The sequence below is a fragment of the Ruegeria sp. BHSC029 genome, from assembly GCF_059613085.1.
This window is the reverse complement of the sequence record NZ_JBXWRU010000002.1, coordinates 475,636-496,639: the sequence shown is the minus strand read 5'-3', so window position 1 is coordinate 496,639 and position 21,004 is coordinate 475,636. Positions and strand designations below refer to the sequence as shown.

At 60.3% G+C, this 21,004-nt stretch carries 20 protein-coding genes and 1 tRNA gene; 13 read left to right on the top strand and 8 right to left on the bottom strand.

Annotation, left to right across the window (positions count from 1 at the left end; genetic code table 11):
- Positions 1-118: 118 nt before the first annotated feature.
- From AC2FML_RS06135 to AC2FML_RS06115, 5 genes are all read left to right on the top strand, one after another.
- A complete protein-coding gene (locus AC2FML_RS06135) occupies positions 119-1,414 on the top strand; it encodes a helix-turn-helix transcriptional regulator (RefSeq protein ID WP_170358313.1) in 1,296 nt (431 codons plus the stop codon).
- 78 nt (positions 1,415-1,492) lie between these two features.
- The gene (locus AC2FML_RS06130) at positions 1,493-1,873 is read left to right on the top strand and encodes a response regulator transcription factor (RefSeq protein WP_093962675.1); all 381 of its coding nucleotides are present in this window, start codon (positions 1,493-1,495) and stop codon (positions 1,871-1,873) included.
- Positions 1,870-2,190 carry a hypothetical protein gene (locus AC2FML_RS06125; RefSeq protein ID WP_170337599.1) on the top strand — a complete coding sequence of 107 codons (321 nt, stop codon included), beginning with the start codon at positions 1,870-1,872 and terminating at the stop codon, positions 2,188-2,190. The genes AC2FML_RS06130 and AC2FML_RS06125 overlap by 4 nt, the downstream gene beginning before the upstream one ends.
- The gene (locus AC2FML_RS06120) at positions 2,178-4,856 is read left to right on the top strand and encodes a sensor histidine kinase (protein ID WP_170358315.1); all 2,679 of its coding nucleotides are present in this window, start codon (positions 2,178-2,180) and stop codon (positions 4,854-4,856) included. The genes AC2FML_RS06125 and AC2FML_RS06120 overlap by 13 nt, the downstream gene beginning before the upstream one ends.
- Positions 4,857-5,023: 167 nt before the next feature.
- Complete coding sequence (locus AC2FML_RS06115) at positions 5,024-6,031, top strand: FliM/FliN family flagellar motor C-terminal domain-containing protein (protein WP_496782403.1); 1,008 nt, start codon at positions 5,024-5,026, stop codon at positions 6,029-6,031.
- A 9-nt stretch (positions 6,032-6,040) separates the two neighbouring features.
- Here the strand turns inward: AC2FML_RS06115 and AC2FML_RS06110 are convergent, their stop codons facing one another.
- The gene (locus AC2FML_RS06110; protein ID WP_170338056.1) at positions 6,041-6,472 is read right to left on the bottom strand and encodes a protein tyrosine phosphatase family protein; all 432 of its coding nucleotides are present in this window, start codon (positions 6,470-6,472) and stop codon (positions 6,041-6,043) included.
- Between the two features lie 252 nt (positions 6,473-6,724).
- Between AC2FML_RS06110 and AC2FML_RS06105 the strand changes: the two genes are divergently transcribed.
- The gene (locus AC2FML_RS06105) at positions 6,725-6,940 is read left to right on the top strand and encodes a hypothetical protein (protein ID WP_170337604.1); all 216 of its coding nucleotides are present in this window, start codon (positions 6,725-6,727) and stop codon (positions 6,938-6,940) included.
- A 9-nt stretch (positions 6,941-6,949) separates the two neighbouring features.
- Here the strand turns inward: AC2FML_RS06105 and AC2FML_RS06100 are convergent, their stop codons facing one another.
- Positions 6,950-7,168 (bottom strand): hypothetical protein, encoded by a 219-nt coding sequence (locus AC2FML_RS06100; RefSeq protein ID WP_170358321.1) that lies wholly within the window; start codon positions 7,166-7,168, stop codon positions 6,950-6,952.
- Between the two features lie 165 nt (positions 7,169-7,333).
- Here AC2FML_RS06100 and AC2FML_RS06095 point away from each other — a divergent pair, with 165 nt between their 5' ends.
- Complete coding sequence (locus tag AC2FML_RS06095; RefSeq protein ID WP_093962669.1) at positions 7,334-7,600, top strand: DUF2312 domain-containing protein; 267 nt, start codon at positions 7,334-7,336, stop codon at positions 7,598-7,600.
- A gap of 24 nt (positions 7,601-7,624) precedes the next feature.
- Here the strand turns inward: AC2FML_RS06095 and AC2FML_RS06090 are convergent, their stop codons facing one another.
- Positions 7,625-8,500, bottom strand: a complete 876-nt coding sequence (locus tag AC2FML_RS06090) for a hypothetical protein (RefSeq protein WP_480695024.1) — start codon at positions 8,498-8,500, stop codon at positions 7,625-7,627.
- Positions 8,501-8,934: 434 nt separating this feature from the next.
- On the opposite strand from AC2FML_RS06090, the gene AC2FML_RS06085 reads away from it, so the two are divergent.
- Positions 8,935-9,010: transfer RNA gene (locus tag AC2FML_RS06085), tRNA-Thr, on the top strand.
- Between the two features lie 160 nt (positions 9,011-9,170).
- Here AC2FML_RS06085 and AC2FML_RS06080 read toward each other — a convergent pair.
- Entirely contained in the window at positions 9,171-10,043 is an 873-nt protein-coding gene (locus AC2FML_RS06080; protein ID WP_496782401.1) for a LysR family transcriptional regulator, read from the bottom strand.
- A gap of 133 nt (positions 10,044-10,176) precedes the next feature.
- Here AC2FML_RS06080 and AC2FML_RS06075 point away from each other — a divergent pair, with 133 nt between their 5' ends.
- From AC2FML_RS06075 to AC2FML_RS06055, 5 genes are read left to right on the top strand one after another with little or no spacing between them, the layout of a single operon-like run.
- Positions 10,177-11,589 (top strand): aldehyde dehydrogenase family protein, encoded by a 1,413-nt coding sequence (locus tag AC2FML_RS06075; RefSeq protein ID WP_496782548.1) that lies wholly within the window; start codon positions 10,177-10,179, stop codon positions 11,587-11,589.
- Positions 11,589-12,566 (top strand): membrane dipeptidase, encoded by a 978-nt coding sequence (locus AC2FML_RS06070; protein ID WP_496782399.1) that lies wholly within the window; start codon positions 11,589-11,591, stop codon positions 12,564-12,566. The genes AC2FML_RS06075 and AC2FML_RS06070 overlap by 1 nt, the downstream gene beginning before the upstream one ends.
- A 17-nt stretch (positions 12,567-12,583) precedes the next feature.
- Positions 12,584-14,248 (top strand): hypothetical protein, encoded by a 1,665-nt coding sequence (locus AC2FML_RS06065; RefSeq protein ID WP_496782397.1) that lies wholly within the window; start codon positions 12,584-12,586, stop codon positions 14,246-14,248.
- Entirely contained in the window at positions 14,245-14,874 is a 630-nt protein-coding gene (locus tag AC2FML_RS06060; protein ID WP_170443427.1) for a DUF3726 domain-containing protein, read from the top strand. Before AC2FML_RS06065 ends, AC2FML_RS06060 begins: the two co-directional genes overlap by 4 nt.
- Positions 14,875-14,884: 10 nt before the next feature.
- Positions 14,885-15,895 carry an Ldh family oxidoreductase gene (locus tag AC2FML_RS06055; RefSeq protein ID WP_496782395.1) on the top strand — a complete coding sequence of 337 codons (1,011 nt, stop codon included), beginning with the start codon at positions 14,885-14,887 and terminating at the stop codon, positions 15,893-15,895.
- Between the two features lie 52 nt (positions 15,896-15,947).
- Here AC2FML_RS06055 and AC2FML_RS06050 read toward each other — a convergent pair whose 3' ends face one another.
- From AC2FML_RS06050 to AC2FML_RS06035, 4 genes are all read right to left on the bottom strand, one after another.
- The gene (locus AC2FML_RS06050) at positions 15,948-17,168 is read right to left on the bottom strand and encodes an aminopeptidase P family protein (RefSeq protein WP_170338068.1); all 1,221 of its coding nucleotides are present in this window, start codon (positions 17,166-17,168) and stop codon (positions 15,948-15,950) included.
- Between the two features lie 163 nt (positions 17,169-17,331).
- On the bottom strand, positions 17,332-18,543 hold the full coding sequence (locus tag AC2FML_RS06045; RefSeq protein WP_496782393.1) for an ABC transporter permease: 1,212 nt from the start codon (positions 18,541-18,543) through the stop codon (positions 17,332-17,334).
- A gap of 5 nt (positions 18,544-18,548) precedes the next feature.
- On the bottom strand, positions 18,549-19,823 hold the full coding sequence (locus tag AC2FML_RS06040) for an ABC transporter permease (RefSeq protein WP_170337618.1): 1,275 nt from the start codon (positions 19,821-19,823) through the stop codon (positions 18,549-18,551).
- A gap of 73 nt (positions 19,824-19,896) precedes the next feature.
- Entirely contained in the window at positions 19,897-20,988 is a 1,092-nt protein-coding gene (locus AC2FML_RS06035) for an extracellular solute-binding protein (protein ID WP_496782392.1), read from the bottom strand.
- Positions 20,989-21,004: the final 16 nt, after the last annotated feature.

Genomic DNA, 21,004 nt, shown 5'->3' with positions numbered 1-21,004 from the left:
TTGTCAATGTTGTAAAACTGCTTTGAAAAGGGCGGCGTAAATCGTATAAATACATGAAGTATTCAGAAAATAAAGGGTTGTTTCGAGGGCAACTCGAACACGTTTCGGCGGGGGCATCATGCGTGATTCATTGACGGGCAGCCGTATCCGCGAAAGGCGGCAAATCTCGGGCTTGCGTCAGGCCCAGCTGGCGCGTCAGGTCGGCATTTCAGCGTCATATCTGAACTTGATCGAGCACAATCGGCGGCGCATCGGGGGCAAACTGCTGGTCGATATCGCTTCGGCTTTGTCCGTTGAGCCTTCGGTTTTGACACAGGGGGTCGAGGCGACGCTGATCGCGGCTCTTCGTGAGGCGGCGGCGGATGCGGTCGGCCAAAAGGCCGAAGTTGAGGCGCTGGATGAATTCGCCGGCCGGTTTCCCGGCTGGGCCGCTGTACTGGCACAGATGCATCGTCGGGTGGTTTCGCTGGAACGTACCGTGGAAACCCTGTCAGACCGGCTGACCCATGACCCGCACCTTGCGGCATCCATGCACGAAGTCCTGTCCGCCGCAGCAGCGATTCGGTCGACAGCCGCCATCCTGGCCGAACCGGGCGAGATCGAGGCCGAGTGGCGCGACAGATTCCACCGAAACTTGCACCAGGATGCCGAACGTCTGGCTGAAAGCTCAAAAGCTCTGGTCGCCTTTTTGGACGAAAGCGAGGACACCGGCGAACGGCGCGGGTTGCCGATGGAGGAGGTCGAGGCATTTCTGGAGAAGCGCGGGTTTCATTTGCCGGAACTTGAGACAGGACAGGACCCGGTAACCCTCGCGCAGGCCGAGATGGCCTCTTCCGCCTCAAGATCTGTCGCGCGTCAGGTGCTCGACGCCTATGCGGCGGATGCCCGGGCCATGCCGCTGGAAGCGGTTTCGGAGGCACTGGAGGTCGAAGGTGTTGATCCTCTGCGTCTTGCCGCGCGGTTTTCGGTTGACCTTCCGACAGTCCTGCGACGGCTTGCGTTTCTGCCCGAGGATGTCATGCCGCGTCCGGCCGGGTTGGTCATATGCGATTCATCAGGAAGCATTTTGCTGTTCAAGCCGGTCCCCGGTTTCGCAATGCCGCGCCACGGCGAAGCCTGTCCTTTGTGGCCGGTCTTCAGCGCGCTGAACCGGCCCCTTGTGCCGATCCGAAAACGCGTGACCCTGTTGGGCCGGACGCCGGCGGATTTCGACTGCTTTGCAATCGCCTGGCCTCAACCCGTCAGCGCCTTCGGTCAGGAACCTGTGTACAGATCGGCGATGCTGGTGCTGCCGGTCGAAGAGCCCGGCGTGGCCACCGACTTGCCGCTACAGGTCGGCACGAGCTGCAGGATCTGTCCCCGAAAGCCGTGCGACTCGCGGCGGGAGCCGTCGATTTTGAGTGAAGGTTTTTGACAGTTTCCTGACACAGCGATTAATCTGCACTTGGCAGGTGGCTGGAGGTGCGACCGGTCTTGGGGAGGAAGTGAACATATGAGCCGCAAGGTTCTGTTGATCGAGGATGAACCGAACATCACGGAGGCAATCAGGTTTCTGCTGACCCGCGAAGGGTGGCAGGTCGAAACCCATGCCGAAGGTGAAAACGCGGTTCAAACGATATTGTCTGCGCAGCCTGATCTGGTCATTCTGGATGTGATGCTGCCCGGCAAGAGCGGTATGGATGTTCTGCGCGAATTGCGCGAGCACGAGGAGATGCGCGCCTTGCCTGTTCTGATGCTGACCGCTCGCGGTCAGTCGCGAGACCGCGAGATGGCTGAAAAGGCAGGCGTCAGCCGGTTCATGACGAAACCGTTCTCGAATACCGAAGTGCTGACGGCTGTGCGTGATTTGCACGCGCAGGCGTCACAGTCATGACCACACCGGAAAACGAGCCAGCCCGCCCGACAGGCCCGCGTCCGTCGGTGTTTTTGGAACGGCAGAGTTACCGCCGCCGCAGGCTGGCCGATGCGGCCCGAATGCTGCCCTTTGTCGGCGCGGGTCTGATCTGCATCCCGCTGCTGTGGCCGGATCCGGGGCCGGAAAACTCTGGCGTCCCGTTGTCGTCGGCCATTCTTTATGTCTTTTCATGCTGGGCCGCCCTGATTGTGGTCAGCCTCCTGTTCGGCTTTGCCGCCCGGCGGATGTCGTCCTCGGAGGGGTCCGCGGCAGAGAGTGAGCAATGGCCACGCTGAACGTCCTGATCCTTGTTTGCCTGGGCTACGTCGTGCTTTTGTTCGGCGTTGCGTTTGCAGCCGATCGAATGGCCGCCGCGGGGAGAGGCAAATGGCTGCGGTCACCGTTGATCTACACGCTGTCTTTGTCGATCTACTGCACCGCCTGGACCTTCTATGGCGCGGTTGGCAATGCGGCCCGGTCCGGTCTGGAATTCGTGACGATCTACCTCGGGCCGACCTTGGTGATGATCAGCTGGTGGTGGGGGCTGCGCAAGCTAGTGCGTGTGGGCCGTAGCCAGAGGGTGACTTCGGTCGCCGACTTGATCTCATCGCGCTATGGCAAGTCGAACACCTTGGCCATCTGTGTTACGATCCTCGCCGTGCTGGGGGGCACACCCTATATCGCGCTGCAACTCCAGTCGATAACGCTGTCGTTCTCGATTTTCGCCGAAGCCGACCCTTCGGGCCTTTACCGCGAGGGCGCCAGCGTATTCTGGGTGGCCGCGGGTCTGGCCGTGTTTGCCATTCTGTTCGGCACCCGGAACCTGGATGCCAATGAACGGCACCATGGCGTGGTGACCGCCATCGCGTTGGAATCCGTCGTCAAACTGTTCGCTTTGTTGGCGGTGGGCATCTTTGTCGTCTGGGGGGTGGCCGGAGGCGTCACGCCCATGATGGAGCGGATCGACGCGTCGGAAATCGGGCGTTGGAACGTCGATACCGGACGCTGGATGGCCATTACCTTCCTGTCGGCGGCTGCTTTTGTCTGCTTGCCGCGGATGTTTCAGGTCATGGTCGTCGAGAATGACGACGAAAGCCACCTGAGAACGGCGGCCTGGGCTTTCCCGCTCTACCTTCTTTTGATGAGCCTTTTCGTGGTTCCCATTGCGGTCGTCGGGCTGGATCTGCTGCCGGCCGGGTCAAATCCGGACCTTTTCGTGCTGACGGTTCCTCTGTCACAGGGGAATGACTGGCTGGCGATGCTGTCCTTCATCGGCGGTTTTTCGTCGGCCACGTCGATGGTCATCGTGACGGCGATGGCCCTGTCGACCATGGTCTCGAACCACGTCGTGATGCCGATCTGGCTGAATACGCGCGAGAACGCCAGTTCCATGTCAGGCGATGTGCGAAACGTGGTGCTGATGGCGCGCCGGGTTTCGATTGCCGCCATCATGGCCTTGGGGTTCTTCTACTATCGTATGTCCGGTGGCGGCGCCGCGCTGGCCTCGATCGGCCTGGTGGCGTTTGCAGGTGTGTCGCAGATTCTGCCGGCTCTGGTTGGCGGCCTGTTCTGGCGCGGGGCGACACGGACAGGTGCCCTTGTTGGGCTGAGCGTGGGGTTCTTCCTTTGGATCTACACGCTGTTACTGCCGGGAATGGGCGGTAATGTCATGTCCGCCTCGGTCATTGAAAACGGTCCTTTCGGTCTGGGGTGGCTGCGTCCGCAGGCGTTGTTCGGCCTTGATGGTTTGGACCCGATGACCCACACGGTGCTTTGGTCGCTGTCACTGAACACGTTGGCCTTTTGCCTAGCGTCACTTCTGAGCTTTCCCAGCCCGCTTGAACGGTTGCAGGGGGCGCAGTTCGTCAACGTATTTGATCATTCTGTCGCGCCCGGGGGGTGGACGGGATCCGTTGCCCAGAGTGAAGACCTGATGATCATGACCCAACGGATCCTCGGGGCCGGTCCCGCTCAGGATTTCTTTCAGGCCGAGGCGGAAAAGCAGGGCGTGCGCGGGCGCTGGCCAGAACCTACGCCGGGTTTTCTGGAACGGCTGGAACGCGAATTGAGCGGCTCGGTCGGTGCGGCCACGGCTCATGCCATGATCGGGCAGATCGTCGGAGGTTCGTCCGTTTCGGTCGAGGATCTGTTGGCGGTGGCCGACGAATCCGCGCAATTGCTGGAATACTCCAGCCAGCTTGAGGCGAAGTCGGCCGAACTGAGCCGTACGGCCCGCAAACTGCGCGAGGCCAACGAAAAACTGACCCAGATCTCGCGTCAGAAAGATGCCTTCCTGGGGCAGGTCAGCCACGAGTTGCGCACTCCGATGACGTCCATTCGTGCCTTTTCGGAGATCATGCGGGACACTGACGGGCTGAGCGCTGAGGAATCTCGGCGTTATGCGACAATCATCCATGACGAAGCGCTGCGCCTGACGCGGCTGCTGGATGACCTGTTGGACCTGAGCGTTCTGGAAAACGGTCAGGTCAGCTTGAATATGGGTGATGCCAGCTTGCGGACGGTTCTGGATCGGGCCGTGTCAACGACTATGGCAGGGGCAGACAGCCCTTTGACCATTCTCCGCAATCTGTCTGCCGAGCGCATCGCGTTGCATTCCGATCTGGATCGCCTGGGGCAGGTCTTCATCAATCTGATTTCGAACGCACAGAAGTACTGTGACGCGCCCGAGCCGGTCCTGACGATTTCAGCCCATGATGTCGGCGGCCAGGCGGTGATCGACTTTGTCGACAACGGCAGCGGTATCCCGCCGGACGCCCAGTCGATGGTCTTTGAGAAATTCGCGCGGGTCGGATTTGACAAGGCGGGCGGTGCAGGTCTTGGACTGGCTATTTGCCGTGAGATCATGCACCGGCTTGGGGGAGAAATCACCTATCTGCCCGGGCAGGGCGGCGCAGCGTTCCGCGTGAGCCTGCCATTGCCTCACCGGCAGGCCGCTCAGTAGCGGGCAAGTAAAGGTATTCGTAACGAACAATGGGCTAGACCAGTAGCGAGCAGAATCGAAACTGGCGGACCGTTGCGATGTCAAAGACTGTCAGCGCGGCCTTGGCGCGCAAATTGTCGGCAGGACAAGAGGGGGCGGGTAGCAAATCCCGGGCGCTGCTGCGGGCATTGCGCCTTGCGATTGCCCGCGCCGCGGTCGAACGTTTCAAGCTATCAGCATCCGTCATTGGCGCGAAACAGGCCAGAAGATGCCAGGAAGTCGTCACGAGCGGGCTGGAAGATGGTCAGTTGTTTCTGCTGTTCGCGACCAAAGAGGGCAGGGTAGCCAGTGTTGTCTTGGACGTCGGTTTGGTCTCGGCGGTCATCCAGAAGCAGACAATGGGCGAAGTATTCCCGGACCCGCCCCAGCCTCGCGCCCTCACCGACACCGATGCGGCAATGGTTGCCCCGTTGGTCGAGGACATGCTGGAACGGGCCCGGAAACTGGTCGATGATCAAAGCGATGCAGCCCGCCTGAATGGATATGAGTTCGCTTCACGGGCGGTCGATCGGCGGACGCTTTCTTTGGCACTGGTCGAGGACGGGTATGATGCGTTCGAGTTCAAGGTTGAACTCGAGGGCGGTGTACGGCAGGGAACGGTCCTCATCCTGCTGCCGGAAATTTCAGTGGCCGAGGGGCAGGACGGGCACGCAGATTTGGAACCGCTGAAGACGCTGTCGCAAGCCGCAGGCGTGGTTCGGGCCGAACTCAACGCGGTGATTTGTCGGATGCATCTCCCGCTGACAACGCTGTCGGAGCTGGGCATCGGGGATCTGCTGCCACTTGCGGGAGCGCGACTTGATCGGATCGACATTGCCGCGATTGATCGGACCCAGGCCACTACGGGACGTCTGGGCCAATGTGGCGGTCAACGGGCAGTGCGGATCAACGAGTTTCTGCAGCCGCCCGCCCCAACACGACCCGAAGCGCAGAGCTTTGTCGAGCACAAGCGAAGGGACGCGCCGGCTGAAACAGCAGATTTTGATTTGTCGCGTCAGGACGCCGTTGCCCAAGACCGATCGCATGCGCAATCCGCAGTGGATGAAGACTTCGCGCAAGCAAGCACCGACCGCCTCGCGTCCGAAATATCCGAATTGGCGGGTCTACCTGCTCCTGCGGAACGACCCTACGACTGACGTATGAAATCAGGTGTTCGCCGCCCGCATCTGCAGCAATGCCGGGCGCAAACCGTCCAGCGCGTAGCCCGCCTTTGCCGTGGCTTCGAGAATTTCATCGGGGCTCATCTTGTCGCACTGCCCAAGGGCCCAAACGACAGAACAGCGGGTGCCCGAGGCACAGTAGGCAAGAACCGGGCCTTCGCAAGACTCGGCAAGGTCGCGCTGCCGTGCCACGTTCTCGGGCGTCATGGTTTGGTGCGTCAGTTCAAGCACCTCAAACTCGAGACCCGCATCCCGCACGGCCTGGCCGATTACCTCGGATTGCATGGTGGCAGGCACTTCAACATTCGGACGGTTGCAGATTACCTTGACGAAGCCGGCGGCAACGATGGCGGGCACATCCTCGACCGTGATCTGCGGCGAGACGAAATAGCGGGGCGTGATCTGTCGAATCTCCATGCCGATTTCTTAGGTCGCAGAGTCAGCCCTGTCCAGTTCCACGGCGTGACCGTTCTTGCGCTGCGGCTTTTGCGGATTGATGTCTGTCAAGGCAGTTCGGTCGAAATCAGGTTAATATTCGATCGACTCGCGGCCCAGCGCCGGCCGCCGGATAGCGCGCGGGCGATTTTTTGCTGGGTTTGGGCGGGTCCTGTGTTGGTCTCAATCCTGTTACCTATATCAGGCAGGATGGCAGCATTTGGGAGGATGGCCATGACCACGAACGAGCTTTATTTCGAAGCCGAGCGGTTGGAGCGGAAACTGCACGGGGCAAATCTCGAGACCCGGCTGGCACTGCAGCCCAGCGTCACGAAGGTAATTGAACGCATGCGCGCTCAAGGCATGAGCGTACCATCGCGCTTCCGACGGCTGGACGCTGCGTTGATCGAAGATGCGGTTGAAGCCCAGTTCGACAATATGCCGATCTGACACCGGCGGTCAGCCGAACGATATGCCAAGGATAACCAGCATCAGTCCTATGACGGACAGAAACAGCGCGCCCATGTTCCAAGGCAGCACCCGCTGAACGGCAGCCCGCAATTCGTCGTCAGTCAAGTCTGACCGACGAGCCTTCATCACGCGCAGAATGCACCAGACCAATCCTGCCAGCCCGGCCAATGACAGGCTGGCGCCTCCCCAGATGAACACGTCGAACATTGCGCCCCGCATCGTTCTGTTTCGCTGCCGATGCGCTTAGCGGATCGTTGCCGGCGGCACAAGGCAAGCAGCCCTATTGTTCGCTTGCGGCTGACCCGCCGGCACGGTATCCGACATGTTGCCCGTGACCCCGGCTAAAGAAATTTCCACTTGGGAGAGACGCATATGGAAGACATGACCGAAGACCAGGCCGCTGCGAACTACCGCGTGACAGCAGGCGAGCTGCGCCAGTTCATCGAACGGTTCGAACGTCTGGAGGCCGAAAAGAAAGACATCGCTGACCAGCAGAAGGAAGTGATGGCTGAGGCCAAGGCACGTGGCTACGACACCAAGGTGATGCGCAAGGTTATCGCGCTGCGCAAGCGTGACAAAGACGATATCGCCGAAGAAGAAGCGGTGTTGGAAATGTACAAGGAAGCCCTGGGCATGTAAGCCTCGGGCCTTCCGAGGCTTCGGTCAGCGACCCAGAAACCGCACGCCCGGCATTTTCTTGAGCCGTTCCAGATCCTGTGTGTAAAGCTCGGAAAACGCCGCGTGGATTTCGGCGCTCCACCCGGGGAAGTCCAGTTCCTCCTCGATTCTGTCCGGCAAGGCGTGCTGCGAAAAGACGGCGGCGAGGCGGTCTTGCAGGAGGGCCGGGTCCGTGTGCCCGACTTGCTGTTGGATCGCTTCAATCTCCCGCTTGCCGTCTGCGTCAACCAGCGAGGATAGCAGCGAAAACTCCTCGGTCAGTGGTATGTCGGCGCTCAGACCGCACAGGCTGCGGATGATGTCTCCCCAGATCAGTGGGCACTCCTCATTGGCCCAGACCGTAATGGAAACGGCGGGGGCAAGATCGTGAATATCCTCGATAAGGGTCAGCCAACTCAGGCAGCTCAGGTCCGTTGACGCCAGAATGCTCTCGCGGGTTTCGTCCGGCAATGCCATCAATACCTTGGGTATGAAGCTGCCCGGATTTTGCAGCCCGATAAACAATTCGACCTCGTGTCCTTCGAAAGCCTGATCCAGCAAGGCCAGCCGACGACCTGCATGGGGATAGAATTGGCCGTCCTTAATGGCGCTGTTCAGTTCGCCGATGAAGTCCACAGTGCTCATGACCACTCGGCCGGTTTCCGGATCATCAGGAATTTGGGCTCTCAAACGCTCGAAGGCATCTGGGGTCAGCTTGCCTTCGTCCAGCGCATTCAGCGGCGTCTTGAATGCCTTCCGGAACCGACGCGGACCAAACAGCACAATGCCGTTTTCCTGCAATACACTGGCATTCGCCTGAAGCGATTTGAGCAGGAGCCCCCCGTCTGAAAAAACCACACCGGAGTGAATGGCCACATGCATGCCGACCGCTGTCCTTGCCCTTCGATTGAATACGTTTCGGGGTTACAGGTTGAACGATAGACAGTCAAACCTGCCATTCTTTCGCCATGATAAAGATTGCCTGAGAACGTCGAAACTTGATTGTGGTCAACAGGACAGCGCCAGAAACGACTGGGTCGAATTGCTTCGCAACCGTCGTTGCCGCGTAACCATCTGTGGCGTCTGTGTTGCAGATAATCGAGGCGATTTTATGTGGCGCCGATTTTCCGCATGTTGTTGCAAAATTCCGTCGCAAACCCGCTTGCCTTTATTGAGGCTTTCACCTAATCACAGCGCCATCGGCTCAATGAAATTACATGTGTTTCGATAGGCATGTAATCACAGAGGGTTGAAAAGGTGGGAGTGGTTGCCCGTTCTTGCCTTTGCCTGCAAAGGTATCTGAAAGCGTAATGCTTGCCCCTATAGCTCAGCTGGTAGAGCAACTGATTTGTAATCAGTAGGTCCGCGGTTCGAGTCCGTGTGGGGGCACCATCTTCTCCGAATACGCCAAAAGGTTGGTCGTGATCTGAAAGCTGAACGGTTTTCCGCCGGTGCAGCACGTTTTTTTTCCATCTATTTCAGGAAACGCCTTTCTTAAACTTGCTCCATCGCGCTCGCTTGGGTGCGCTTGGCAGGGTTGGTCTCTGAGGTCTCAATTGCGAGGCCAATTCAGGATATGGCTGCGACATTCTTCTGCCACTTCTGGGAACTGTGTTCGCTCGCGGGTGTACAGATAGACATCACGAACGTCCGACAAATCCTCGATCGGACGGAAGGCAGTGTTTTCCGGCAAAAACCGTGCGACCGTTTCAGGCAGTATGGTCACCCACCGCCCGGTTGCGACCATGGCGATCAACGAGTGAGTGTTGTGCACCGTGATCGCAGACCCTGCGATAACGTCTTCGAAACCCGGATTTTCGATGAGTTGGCACAGCGAGTTGTGCACGAATCCCTTCGCTGCGACTTGGTTCAGCGTTGGTGGCTCGTGCGCAGTGATCAGGGCGTGATCAGCGGCGGCCACAAGCCCAAACCTGTCTTGAAACAGCGGCTCGGCCCGTATTCCGTTCAAGGGGTGATGGCCCGAGGCAATCCCCACATCCGCCCGCCCTTCGGTGAGGCTGTCCAAAACCTGTCGGGTGTCGGTGTCCCTCAGCTCGATCTTCAGGCCGGGAAAGGCGCTGGACAGGTGGTCAAGCAGCGATGGAAACAGCAGTGCTGCCACCGAAGGGACGGAAACGATCCGGATCAGCCCTTGGGACGCTTTGGCCAGGGCTTCAATGCTTTGGACCGTGTCGTCAAATTGGCGCACCTGATTTTGGGCGAGGGCAAAGACTTCCGCCCCCAGAGGCGACAGCTGGTTCTTTCGCTCACCCAGGAACAAGCGTTTGCCGAGATGTTCTTCAAACTGTTTCAGGGTCATCGAGACTGCAGACTGAGTGCGACCCAGACGGCTTGCGGCTTCGGCAAGATTTCCGGACTGGGCGACTGTGCAATAGCAGCGGAGCATTTCCAGTTTCAGTGACAAATTTCAGATTTCCTGAAGTTCATTAAATTTGTTTGAGTTTGCCTGATGTCCGGGCAGAGGTCTATTCTGTTCGTGAAACGTACCGGATCCGAGGCCCCCTGTGACGAAATTGAACCTGATTGCCGGCGAGTGGATGGCCGGCGACACCGCGATCGAGAACCGCAACCCTTCTGATCTGACGGATGTGATTGGCCTGTTCGCCCAGGCAAGCGCTGATCAGCTGTCCGCGACCCTCGATCGGGCACGTATCGCGCAGCTGGAATGGGCGGCCTATGGGGTGGAACGCAAGCAGGCGGTTCTGATGAGTATCGGGACCGAGTTGATGTCCCGCGCCGAAGAGTTGGGGCGCTTGTTGTCGCGAGAAGAGGGGAAGCCGTTTGCCGAGGGCAAGGGCGAGGTTTACCGCGCGGGGCAGTTCTTTACGTATTATGCGGCGGAATGCCTGCGCCAGATTGGCGAAAACGCGGACAGCGTACGTGAGGGCGTCGAAATCGACGTGCGCCGCGAACCGGTCGGGGTTGTCGCGGTAATCTCTCCTTGGAATTTCCCGACAGCTACGGCCGCGTGGAAGATCGCACCGGCCTTGTGTTATGGGAACGCCGTAGTGTGGAAGCCAGCCAACCTGACACCCGCCTCAGCCGTGGCGTTGACCGAGATCATCGAGCGTCAGGACATTCCCAGGGGTCTTTTCAGTTTGGTCATGGGGTCAGGCGGCGCAATCGGACAAAGGCTGGTTGAGAGCCCTCAGGTAGATGCGATTTCGTTCACCGGGTCGGTGCCCGTCGGCAAGGGCATTGCCGCAGCAGCCATCCAGAACCTGACCAAGGTGCAGATGGAGATGGGCTCCAAAAACGCGTTGGCCGTGATGGATGACGCGGATCTGGATCTGGCGGTGTCACTTGCGCTGGGCGGAGCTTTTGGCGGCACCGGGCAGAAATGCACCGCCTCTTCGCGGTTGGTTGTCCACGCCGCGATCCACGACGCGTTTGTCGAGAAACTTGTCGCCGGCGCCAAGGCACTGAAGGTCGGGCATGCCCTTGAGGAAGGCACGCAGATGGGCCCCGTCGTCAGCGAGCAGCAACTGCAAGAAAACCTGGCCTATGTCGAACTTGGCCAATCCGAAGGCGCCGAGCTGGCGTGCGGCGGGCATCGGCTGGAGCTGCAGCATGACGGGTCTTACATGTCGCCCGGCGTGTTCGTGAACACGAACAACTCCATGCGGATCAACCGGGAAGAGATGTTCGCCCCGCTGACCAGCGTGCTCAAGGTCGACAGCTATGATGAGGCTTTGGCGATCGTGAATGACACGAATTTCGGCCTGACATCGGGCATCGTAACCCAGAATCTTGCGCGCGCGACGCATTTCCGGCGTCATGCAAGAACCGGTGTCGTGACCGTCAATTTGCCCACCGCAGGTACTGATTATCACGTTCCTTTCGGTGGCCGGGGCGACAGCTCGTATGGACCGCGCGAACAAGGCAAAGCGGCCGCCGAGTTCTACACCACTGTCAAAACCGCCTATATCAGCGCCGGGACCCCGATCTGATGCGGATTGACGGCCTGCAATACGCCAACTGGTCGGAAAAGATCTTCCGGCAATTGCGGGAAGGGGGCGTGGATGCCATCCACGTCACCGTCGCCTACCACGAGAATTTTCGTGAAACGGTTCAGAACCTCGAGAAATGGAACCGTTGGTTCGAGTTGTTCCCGGACCTGATCATGAAGGGACGATCGGCCAGCGACATCGACACCGCGCGTGACACCGGGCGTACGGCCGTTTTCTTTGGTTTCCAGAACCCATCACCCATGGAAGATGACATTGGGCTGATTGAAATACTGTACGATCTCGGTGCCCGGTTCATGCAGTTGACCTACAACAACCAATCCCTGCTAGCGACCGGCTGCTACGAGGCCGAAGACACCGGTATCACCCGGATGGGGCGGCAGGTGATCAAGGAGATGAACCGCGTGGGATTGGTAATCGACATGAGCCATTCTGCCGACCGCTCGACGATCGAGGCAGCCGACCTTTCCGCGCGTCCGATCGCCATCACCCACGCCAATCCGTATGATTGGGCGCCCGCCCTGCGCAACAAGCGTGACCCCGTCATCCGCGCCGTGACGGAAAGAGGTGGGATGCTCGGGTTTTCGGTCTACCCTCATCACCTGAAGGACAAGTCCGACTGCACGCTGGAAAGCTTTTGCGCCATGATTGCCCGAACGGCCGAAAAATACGGAACACAGCATCTCGGGATCGGAACCGACCTGTGCCAGGACCAACCCGACAGCGTTGTCGAGTGGATGCGTGTGGGTCGCTGGACCAAGGAAATCGATTACGGCGAAGGATCGTCTGCGAACCCGGGTTTTCCGCCGATGCCAAAATGGTTCCGGGACAATCGTGACTTTGACAAGATCGAGGCCGGCCTTCTCGCGGTTGGGATGACCTCGACCGAAGTCGCCGGGATCATGGGGCAGAACTGGTACCGCTTCTTTGCGGATAACTTCGGACCGGTCCAGAATTGACCGGACCGGGGCCGCATATGGCGCGCCGGGATCCGGCAACCGTTATGCGGCTCAGCAGGCTCGGGTCTTTGCACCAGTGCAGGCTCAGCTTCATGCGCGTTCTGACCCGCCGCCTGGCACGCGACAACTGGCGGTTTTCCACGCCGGTGTTCGAGATTGACGAGGCGGGTGTCGGACGGGCCGTCTATGTCGCACAGGGACCCGAACGCGCGTATTCTCTGGTGGCCTTCGCCCATGATCTTCCACCAGAAAAACGGTCGGACCGGGTGATCGCGGATGCTTGGGACGCGACCTTCACCCTATTTGACGGAATCCCTTCCGAAGCCGACCTTGACCGGCTTTCCTGCAATGTTCCGCTGCAGGAGGCCGGCCGGATCAGCGAAACCGAACTGTCGCTATCCCGGGCCAATCGTTCGGTCCGATTGTGGACGCATGTCGTCGAAGCCCTGGCTGACGGTCGACAGCCGGATCTGGAGCAGATCCAAGAGGTTGGCTACCTGATGCGAACCACGGCTGTTTACGGATCGGGAAAATTTGGGGCCGCGGACCGGGAAAACCTTGCAAACCGCACGGAAACCGAGGGGCCGTTTCAGGCCGAGATGCTGTCGGTCTTCCTCACACGCGCCTTCGTGCGGGACCTGGTCGAACACATGGCGCGTGCCAAAGGGGGAAGCAAGGCCGTCAAGATGGCCCCTGATATCGCGCGCCGCCTTGGCATCGGGAATTCCACTGGACTGGGCATGGCGCCCTTCCTGATCAATCATCCGGTCCTGCTGAACAACTGGATCATGGCGCGCGAGGAGGCAATCGCCCGGGTTCGATCCGTGCAAACCGCGACCCAAGAAGAAATCAGTGTATTCCGGTCGGTGTTTGATCGCTGCCTGGTGTCGATTGGCCAATGGCATTCGGAACATCCGATACAAGATCGGAAACTGTCTGCTCTGAAATCAGACCTCGGGGTGATCGCGGACTTTCTCCGCCACTACGATCTTACGGGCCGAAGACCGTGGAACCGTCTGGTGGAGTGGTCGGAAACTGTGCTGAGCGAGGAGGGGCAGGAGTTGCTTCTTTCCCTGATCCTCGAACCCTATTCAGACTTGGTGGACGGTTTGTCAGGATGCATGGCGGATTCAAGCCCGCATATGTACGAGATTGACGGCGCCATGCCGCTGGCAGATGTGCGGCAAGCGATCCGCGACGGTTTCGGTTGGGCGCTGGATCTGGACTGGGGCGCCCGCGAAGCCTGCGCAAGGGTCTGGTATGTATCGGAAGAAAAGCTGGAACCCAGACTGGGTGAGCGCTTTGATGAGCCGGTAGCCGAGTACGAACAACCGCTTGCCCCGGCGCGGGATGCGGCAGCGGCATATTCGGCAATGGCCGATTGGGACACCGCCGCGACCACCGCGGAATTTCTTCTGCGCCATCCCGAACATCGCCACACGATCCGCCGGGCGCAGATCAGCCGCAAGGCCCCCTACAGCGAGATCCGAGACAACACGATTGGTGCATCAGTTCTGCCGATCGACATGCTCCGCGCCAAACTGTCCTTTTTCGGCGCGACGCATTTCGATCCCCGCTCGGACCGTTGGGTCCGTATCTGCATGTATTCAGGCGCGCCGTACCCCGAGGATCTTTCGCCCGAAAATGCCGATTTCTGGGTTTATCCGGAGGTGCCGGAATGAACCTGTCGCTGAACGAGGTCGAAGGACTGGCAAAACGCGCGGCACGTGGGGCGGGTCATCACTGGGGGCCGGCCGAGGACGCCGCCAAGGCGACCCGCTGGCTGTGTCTGCAAGGTTTTGACGGTGCAGCCGCCTTGTCAGCGGTCCTGCGCCAGGAATTTGCCCTTCGGTTTGATGCGCACACGCCGCGGGACCTCGGGGCGCCTTGGCGGGCGCATGGGCAGATGTGCCCGTTGGGGGCGGGGATGCTGCTGTCAGATTGTTCGGATCATCTGGGCCGCGGGCCGATCGTTCTGTATGACGTGGCGGTTCCACTGTTGCTCTTGCCGTTCGCTGGCAACGCTGCACGCCGATTGCAAACCAATGTGACCGTCGTCTGTGATGAACTCAGCGCCACGACGGATGGGGAGGTCGTGGACGCTCCGGATCTTTGGCCGGAAAGCGCCACAAAGGTCATCGTAAGGATCGGCGGTACACCTGAAAAACTGCGCGCCAAGCAGACGCGCGCCCTGCCGGCGCCCGCGGCTCTGGCTTTTTTGAACACTCTGGCTCAACGCACCTATGCCCCCGCAACTGAGGAGTCTCGCCGTTTGGGCGCCGGTGCTGGTTTGTCCGATAATGACTGAGGAGGCCGAGATGCCAGAAACCCGAACGTTGTCCCTTGCCGAAATCGAGGATCTGTCGCTGCGCGCTCTGATGGCGGCCGGCACGTCCGAGGGCAATGCACGGCCATTGGCGGTGGCGACCGCCGCGACCGAGGCGGATGGGGTGGCCAGTCACGGGCTGGCCTACATCCCGATCTATTGCGAGCACGTACAGTGTGGCAAGGTAGACGGGCGAGCACAGCCGGTGATGTCCGCCCCAAAACCGGGCGTGGTGGTCGTTGATGCGGCCACCGGTTTCGCGCACCCGGCGATCGACTTGGGGTTCGACGCGTTGATCCCGGCCGCACGCGAGCAGGGAATAGCTGCGCTGGCCATCCGCAACAGTTACAACTGTGGTGTGCTGGGGTATCACACCTATCGCTTGGCTCAGGCGGGCCTTGTTGGTCTGGGGTTCACCAATGCACCTGCATCTATTGCGCCGTCGGGTGGTTCACGGCCCGTCGTGGGCACAAACCCGTTTTCGCTGGCCGTTCCGGGTGCTGATGGGCAACCTGCCGTCTTGATCGACCAAAGCGCCAGCACGATCGCAAAAAGCGAGGTCATGAAGCAAGCCCGCGAAGGAAAGCCGATTCCTGTCGGTTGGGCGCTGGACCCTGATGGCAACCCGACAACTGACCCTGTCGTGGGCCTCAAGGGCTCGATGGCGCCTTCGGGCGGCTACAAGGGCGTGGGTGTCGCACTTCTGACCGAGGTAATGGCCGCCGCATTGACCGGGGCCACCTTGGGTATCCATGCTTCACCCTTTTCAGGAACCGTAGGCGGCCCGCCAAAAACCGGCCAGTTCTTCATTGCCATCGACCCCGGCGCTACGGCCGGGTCGGAGTTTGCTGCCAATATCGCGGAACTGGCCGAGGCGATCCGGTATCAGGAAGGAGCGCGTCTGCCCGGCGATGGTCGGCGCGCCAAGCGCCTGCAGGCCAGCCAGGACGGGGTTGGTGTCAGCGTCGCGACGCTGGACAAAATCCACGCCATCCTGGCCTGACACCCGTTTCAGGCGGAAACAGGGGCAAGGCTGATGCCTCGCCCCCTCTGCATCACGCATTGATGATGTTGTGTTCCGGTCCGTACGGAAAGCCGGTGATATTTTCGGCCCCATCCTCGCCTACGACCAGAATGTCGTGCTCGCGATAGCCGCCCGCGCCGGGTTGACCTTCGGGAATCCACAGCATCGGCTCGATGGAAACGACCATGCCCGGCTCGAGCACCGTGTCGATGTCTTCGCGCAGTTCCAGGCCCGCTTCACGACCGTAGTAGTGGCTGAGGATGCCGAAGGAGTGCCCATATCCGAACGAGCGGTATTGCAGCAGGCCCTGATCGGCGAAGAACCGGTTGATCTCGGCTGTGATGCCGGAACAGGTCGCGCCGGGTTTGATCAGGCTCAACCCCAGCTCGTGCGCGGCTACATTGGCCTGCCACAGGCGCAGGCTGTCGGCGTCGGGCTCGCCCAAGAACAGGGTGCGTTCCAGCGCGGTGTAATAGCCCGAGATCATCGGGAATGTGTTGAGTGACAGGATATCGCCATTCTGCAAGGCCCGCTTGGTGACCGGGTTGTGTGCGCCGTCGGTGTTCAGGCCCGACTGGAACCAGACCCAGGTGTCGCGGTACTCGGCGTCGGGATAGGCGCGGGCGATCTCGATCTCCATCGCATCGCGGCCGGCCATGGCGATCTCGATCTCGGTGGCGCCTTCACGAATCGCGGCATGGATGGCCGCGCCGCCCACGTCCGCCGTACGTGCGCCGCCTTTGATCAACTCGATCTCTTCGGCCGATTTCACCATCCGCGCGGCCATCGTGTCGGGGGCGATGTCCACAAGCTCGGGCTGGTTCAGCATGGACAGGGCCGTGTCGCGCGCGGCCAGCGTCATGTGGTCGCTTTCGATGCCGATCCGGCGGGCAGTCCCGATCAGGCTGGCTACGGCGCGCCAGTAGTTGTCGCGCTTCCAGTCGGTGTAGATTACGTTGTCTTCGACCGACCGACGCCAGGGCTGGCCCGCGTCGATATTCGCTGACACGGTGGTGCAGCTGTCCTGCGTCACCACGCAGCCATAGGGCCGGCCGAAGGCGCAGTACAGAAAGCCCGAGTAGTAAGCGATGTTCTGCATCGAGGTCAGCAGAACGACCGGGATGTCCCGCTGCGCCATGATGGCGCGCAGTTTGGCCAACCGGCGGTCGTACTCGGCGCGGCTGAAGGGCAGGGGCGCCTTGTCGCCGTTGTGGCAGGTGAAGAATTCGGGGCGATTTGAAAGGTCTGTCATGTGCTCTCTCGTTTCTTTGCCGGACGTGCAAAGCCCGGCCACATGTCCCGGCGTACAGGACAGGCGGTCTCGGGGTCCGAGAGCCGATCACCCCCTTGGGCGCTGCGACGCCATCGCAGCAGGGGGCGAACAGAGAAATCGTTAGATCAGGCCACGCCGCCGGTCAAGCCGGCGTCAGCCCGCGCAGACGTTCCGACCGCCGCCGCAGCAGCTCGACCGTGGTCAGCAGGGCGATCGAGATGACGACGAGAATCGTGGCCACGGCCAGGATGGTCGGGCTGATCTGCTCGCGCAGGCCGGTGAACATCTGCCACGGCAGCGTCTTTTGGCTGGCCGATCCGACGAAAAGCACCACGACCACCTCGTCGAACGAGGTGATGAAGGCGAACAGCCCGCCCGAGATCACGCCCGGCAGGATCAGGGGCATCTGAATCTTGAAGAAGGTCCGCACCGGACCCGCACCCATATTCGCAGCAGCCCGCGTCAGCGAACGGTCAAACCCGACCAGCGTGGCGGTCACGGTGATGATGACGAAGGGAATGCCCAGAACGGCGTGGGCCAGGATCACCTTAAGGTAGCCCACAAAGGTCTTGTTCATGCCCAAAGTGCCTTCAAGGAAGCGGCCGATGTCGCTGTAGAAGAAGAACATGCCCGTCGCCGAGATGATCAGCGGCACGATCATCGGAGAAATCAGGATCCCCATGATGGCGCGCCGCCCCGGCACATGCGATTGGCTGAGACCGATGGCCGCCAGCGTTCCCAGCGTTACAGAAATGATAGTCGCGATGGGCGCGATGATCAGCGAGTTCTTGAAGCTGCGCTGCCATTCGTTGTTGGTGAAGAAATCCTGGTAATGCTTCAGCGAATACCCTTCGGGGTCCAGCCGCAGCATCTCGGGTGTAAAGGTAAAGAAGTCCTGCGCGTTGAACGACAGCGGAAGAACCACCAGAATCGGCGTGATCAAGAAGACGAAGATTGCGCCGCAGATCACCCGGAACAGGTAGTGATAGAACACCTGCTGCGCCGTCAGATAAGGGAGCAGCTTGCGGCGGTATCGGCCCTCGTACAGCCAGAATGTGAACCATGCGAAAAACCAGCCGCCCAAGAAGCCGAGCACACCGCCCATCGGCCCTGAAACCGCGAAGCCGACGGCCGCGAAGCCGATGATGTTGATCCAGTAGGCAAGCCTCTCGTTCTTGAGGACCGAGATGTAGATCCAGGCCAAAAGGGCCGTCAGCGCCGCGCCGCCGATCATTCCCAGGGGGACCGAGCCGTTTCCGGCACCAACAAACATGCCGGCAAACGCGCCGGCCGGTGCGACGCTGGGAAGGACCATGGATAGGGGCTTGCGCGAAATTGGTGTCAGTGCGGCCATGTCGGTTACCCCAGCTTCACGTTATCGATGCCCACGATCTTGTCGTAGACCCAGTAGAGGATCAGAACCACTGCCAGCAGGATCGTCCCCAATGCTGCAGCCAGGCCCCAGTTCAACGACGACGATATGTGATAGGCAATCCGGTTCGAGATGAAGACACCCTTGGTGCCGCCCACGATTTCGGGCGTGATGTAGTAGCCGATTGCCAGAATGAACACGAGGATCGATCCCGCTCCGATGCCCGGGATGGATTGCGGGAAGTAGATCCGCCAGAACGTGGTCCAGTTCGTCGCGCCCATGGATTTGGCCGCGCGGGTGTAGGATGGCGGAATCGTCTGCATCACCGAATACATCGGCAGGATCATGAACGGCAGCAGGATATGCGTCATGGCAATGATCGTGCCGATCTGGTTGTTGATGATGATCAGCCGGGCGTCATCTGCGACCAGCCCGAGCCAGACGAGGGTGTCGTTTATAACGCCCTGCTGCTGCAGCATGACCTTCCATGCGGATGTCCGCACCAGAAGTGACGTCCAGAAGGGCAGCAGAACCAGAATCATCAGCAGGTTCGACACGCGCATTGGCAGGGTCGCCAGCAGGTAGCTGACCGGATAGGCCAGCAGGATGCAGGCCCCGGTGATCACCAGCGACATGAACAACGTGCGCCCGAACAGTTTGATGAGAATCTGTTTGTCTTCCGGCTGTGCCTGAGCACCTTCCGGGGTGCGCCGCATGTCGATTGCGTTCAGGAAGTAACCGTTGGTGATCGGAACCGCATGGGTCTTGATCACGCGCCACGTCTGCGGATCCCCCCAGCCGTCATGGATCTCGATCAGCTTTTCCTTGAACGGACCGTCGGTTTCAGGGTCCAGCCGTTTGATCTTGCGGCCTGACTGGCGGAACAGCGAAGACATTCCGGTTTCTTCGTAGTTCAGACGCGTGCCAAGCCGGGTGTGTTCCTTGTTTTCGATCGCGACCACCATGTCACGCACGAAGGCATCATAGACGTCCTCGCCCGGCAATTCGCCGCTGGTTTCATCCCAGTTGTCCAGCGCTTCGACCGTCAGGGGCAGGGTTTCCGAGACAATCCCGTTTTCGACCGACCGAAACAGCATCGATGCGATCGGTACGAGGAAGGAAAACAGCACGAACAGAAGCAAAGGCGCGATCAGCATAAGCGCGCGCAGTTTCTGACGTCGCAATGAACGCGCCAGCGATTGCTTGAGCGGCGTTCCGTCCGCTGCCAGCATGGGTCCTGCTGTTTGGCTTGCGTCAGTCATCAGTGCCTCTTGGTTGTGCCCGGGTCAGATGGCGGCGCACCGCCACCTGACGTTTCTTCAGAGATTCAAGCGCTTATTGCGCCAACCACGCCTGGAATTTGGCGTCGATGTCATCGCGGTAGTCAGCCCAGAACTCGTAGTTGTAGAGGAACGTGTTCTTGGCGTTTTCCGGATCGGTCGGCATGTGCGGAGCCATGTCGATTCCCAGTTCGGCATGCTTGCCGACCAGCGGAGCCGACGAAGCGCGAGCCGGGCCGTACGAGATGTATTTGGCCTGATCCGCCAGGCGCTGGGTGTCGGTCGCGAACATGATGTAGTCCAGCGCGCGCTGCTTGCGCTCTTCGCTCAGACCGGCGGGAATGATCCAGCCGTCCAGATCGAAGACCTGCGCGTCCCACAGCATGGCGACGGGCTGTTTCTGCTCTTCGATGACGCTGAACAGGCGGCCATTGTAGGTCGAGCCCATGACGACTTCGCCGTCAGCCAGCAGCTGGGGCGTATCGGCACCGGCGGACCACCAGACGACGCTGTCCTTGATGGTGTCCAGCTTCTTCAGAGCACGATCCTGGCCTTCGTTGGTTGCCAGAACGTCATACACTTCGTCCTTAGGGACGCCGTCGCACAGCAGGGCCCATTCCATGTTGTTGATCGGGCGCTTTTCCAGCGACCGCTTGCCGGGATAGGTCTCCAGGTCGAAGACCGCACAGATGTCGGTCGGCGGGTTGTCCCCGACCATGTCGGTCCGATACCCAAAGGTGGTCGAATACACGATCTGAGGGATGAAGCATTCGCTGACCAGCAGATCGCCGAAGTCTTCCGAAGCCGGAGTGCCGTCCGGCGCGGGCGCCAGCTGCGTATCCGGGTCGATTTCCATCGCCAGACCTTCGTCACACAGACGGATCGCGTCCGCGGCAACCACGTCGACGACATCCCATGTGATGTTGCCCGCCTCGTTCATGGCGCGCAGTTTGGCCACGGCCTCGGCCGAGCTGTCATCGTTCAGGATGGTGACGCCGGTCTTTTCCGAATAGGGCTCGTGATAGGCCTTGAGCTGCGACTTGGAATAGGCGCCGCCCCAGGACACGATCGTCATTTCTTCGGCGGAAACTCCGCCTGCTGCAGTTGCCAGAGCAACAGCTGTCAGCATTGTGGTGGTACGTTTCATATGTAGCTCCCAGTTT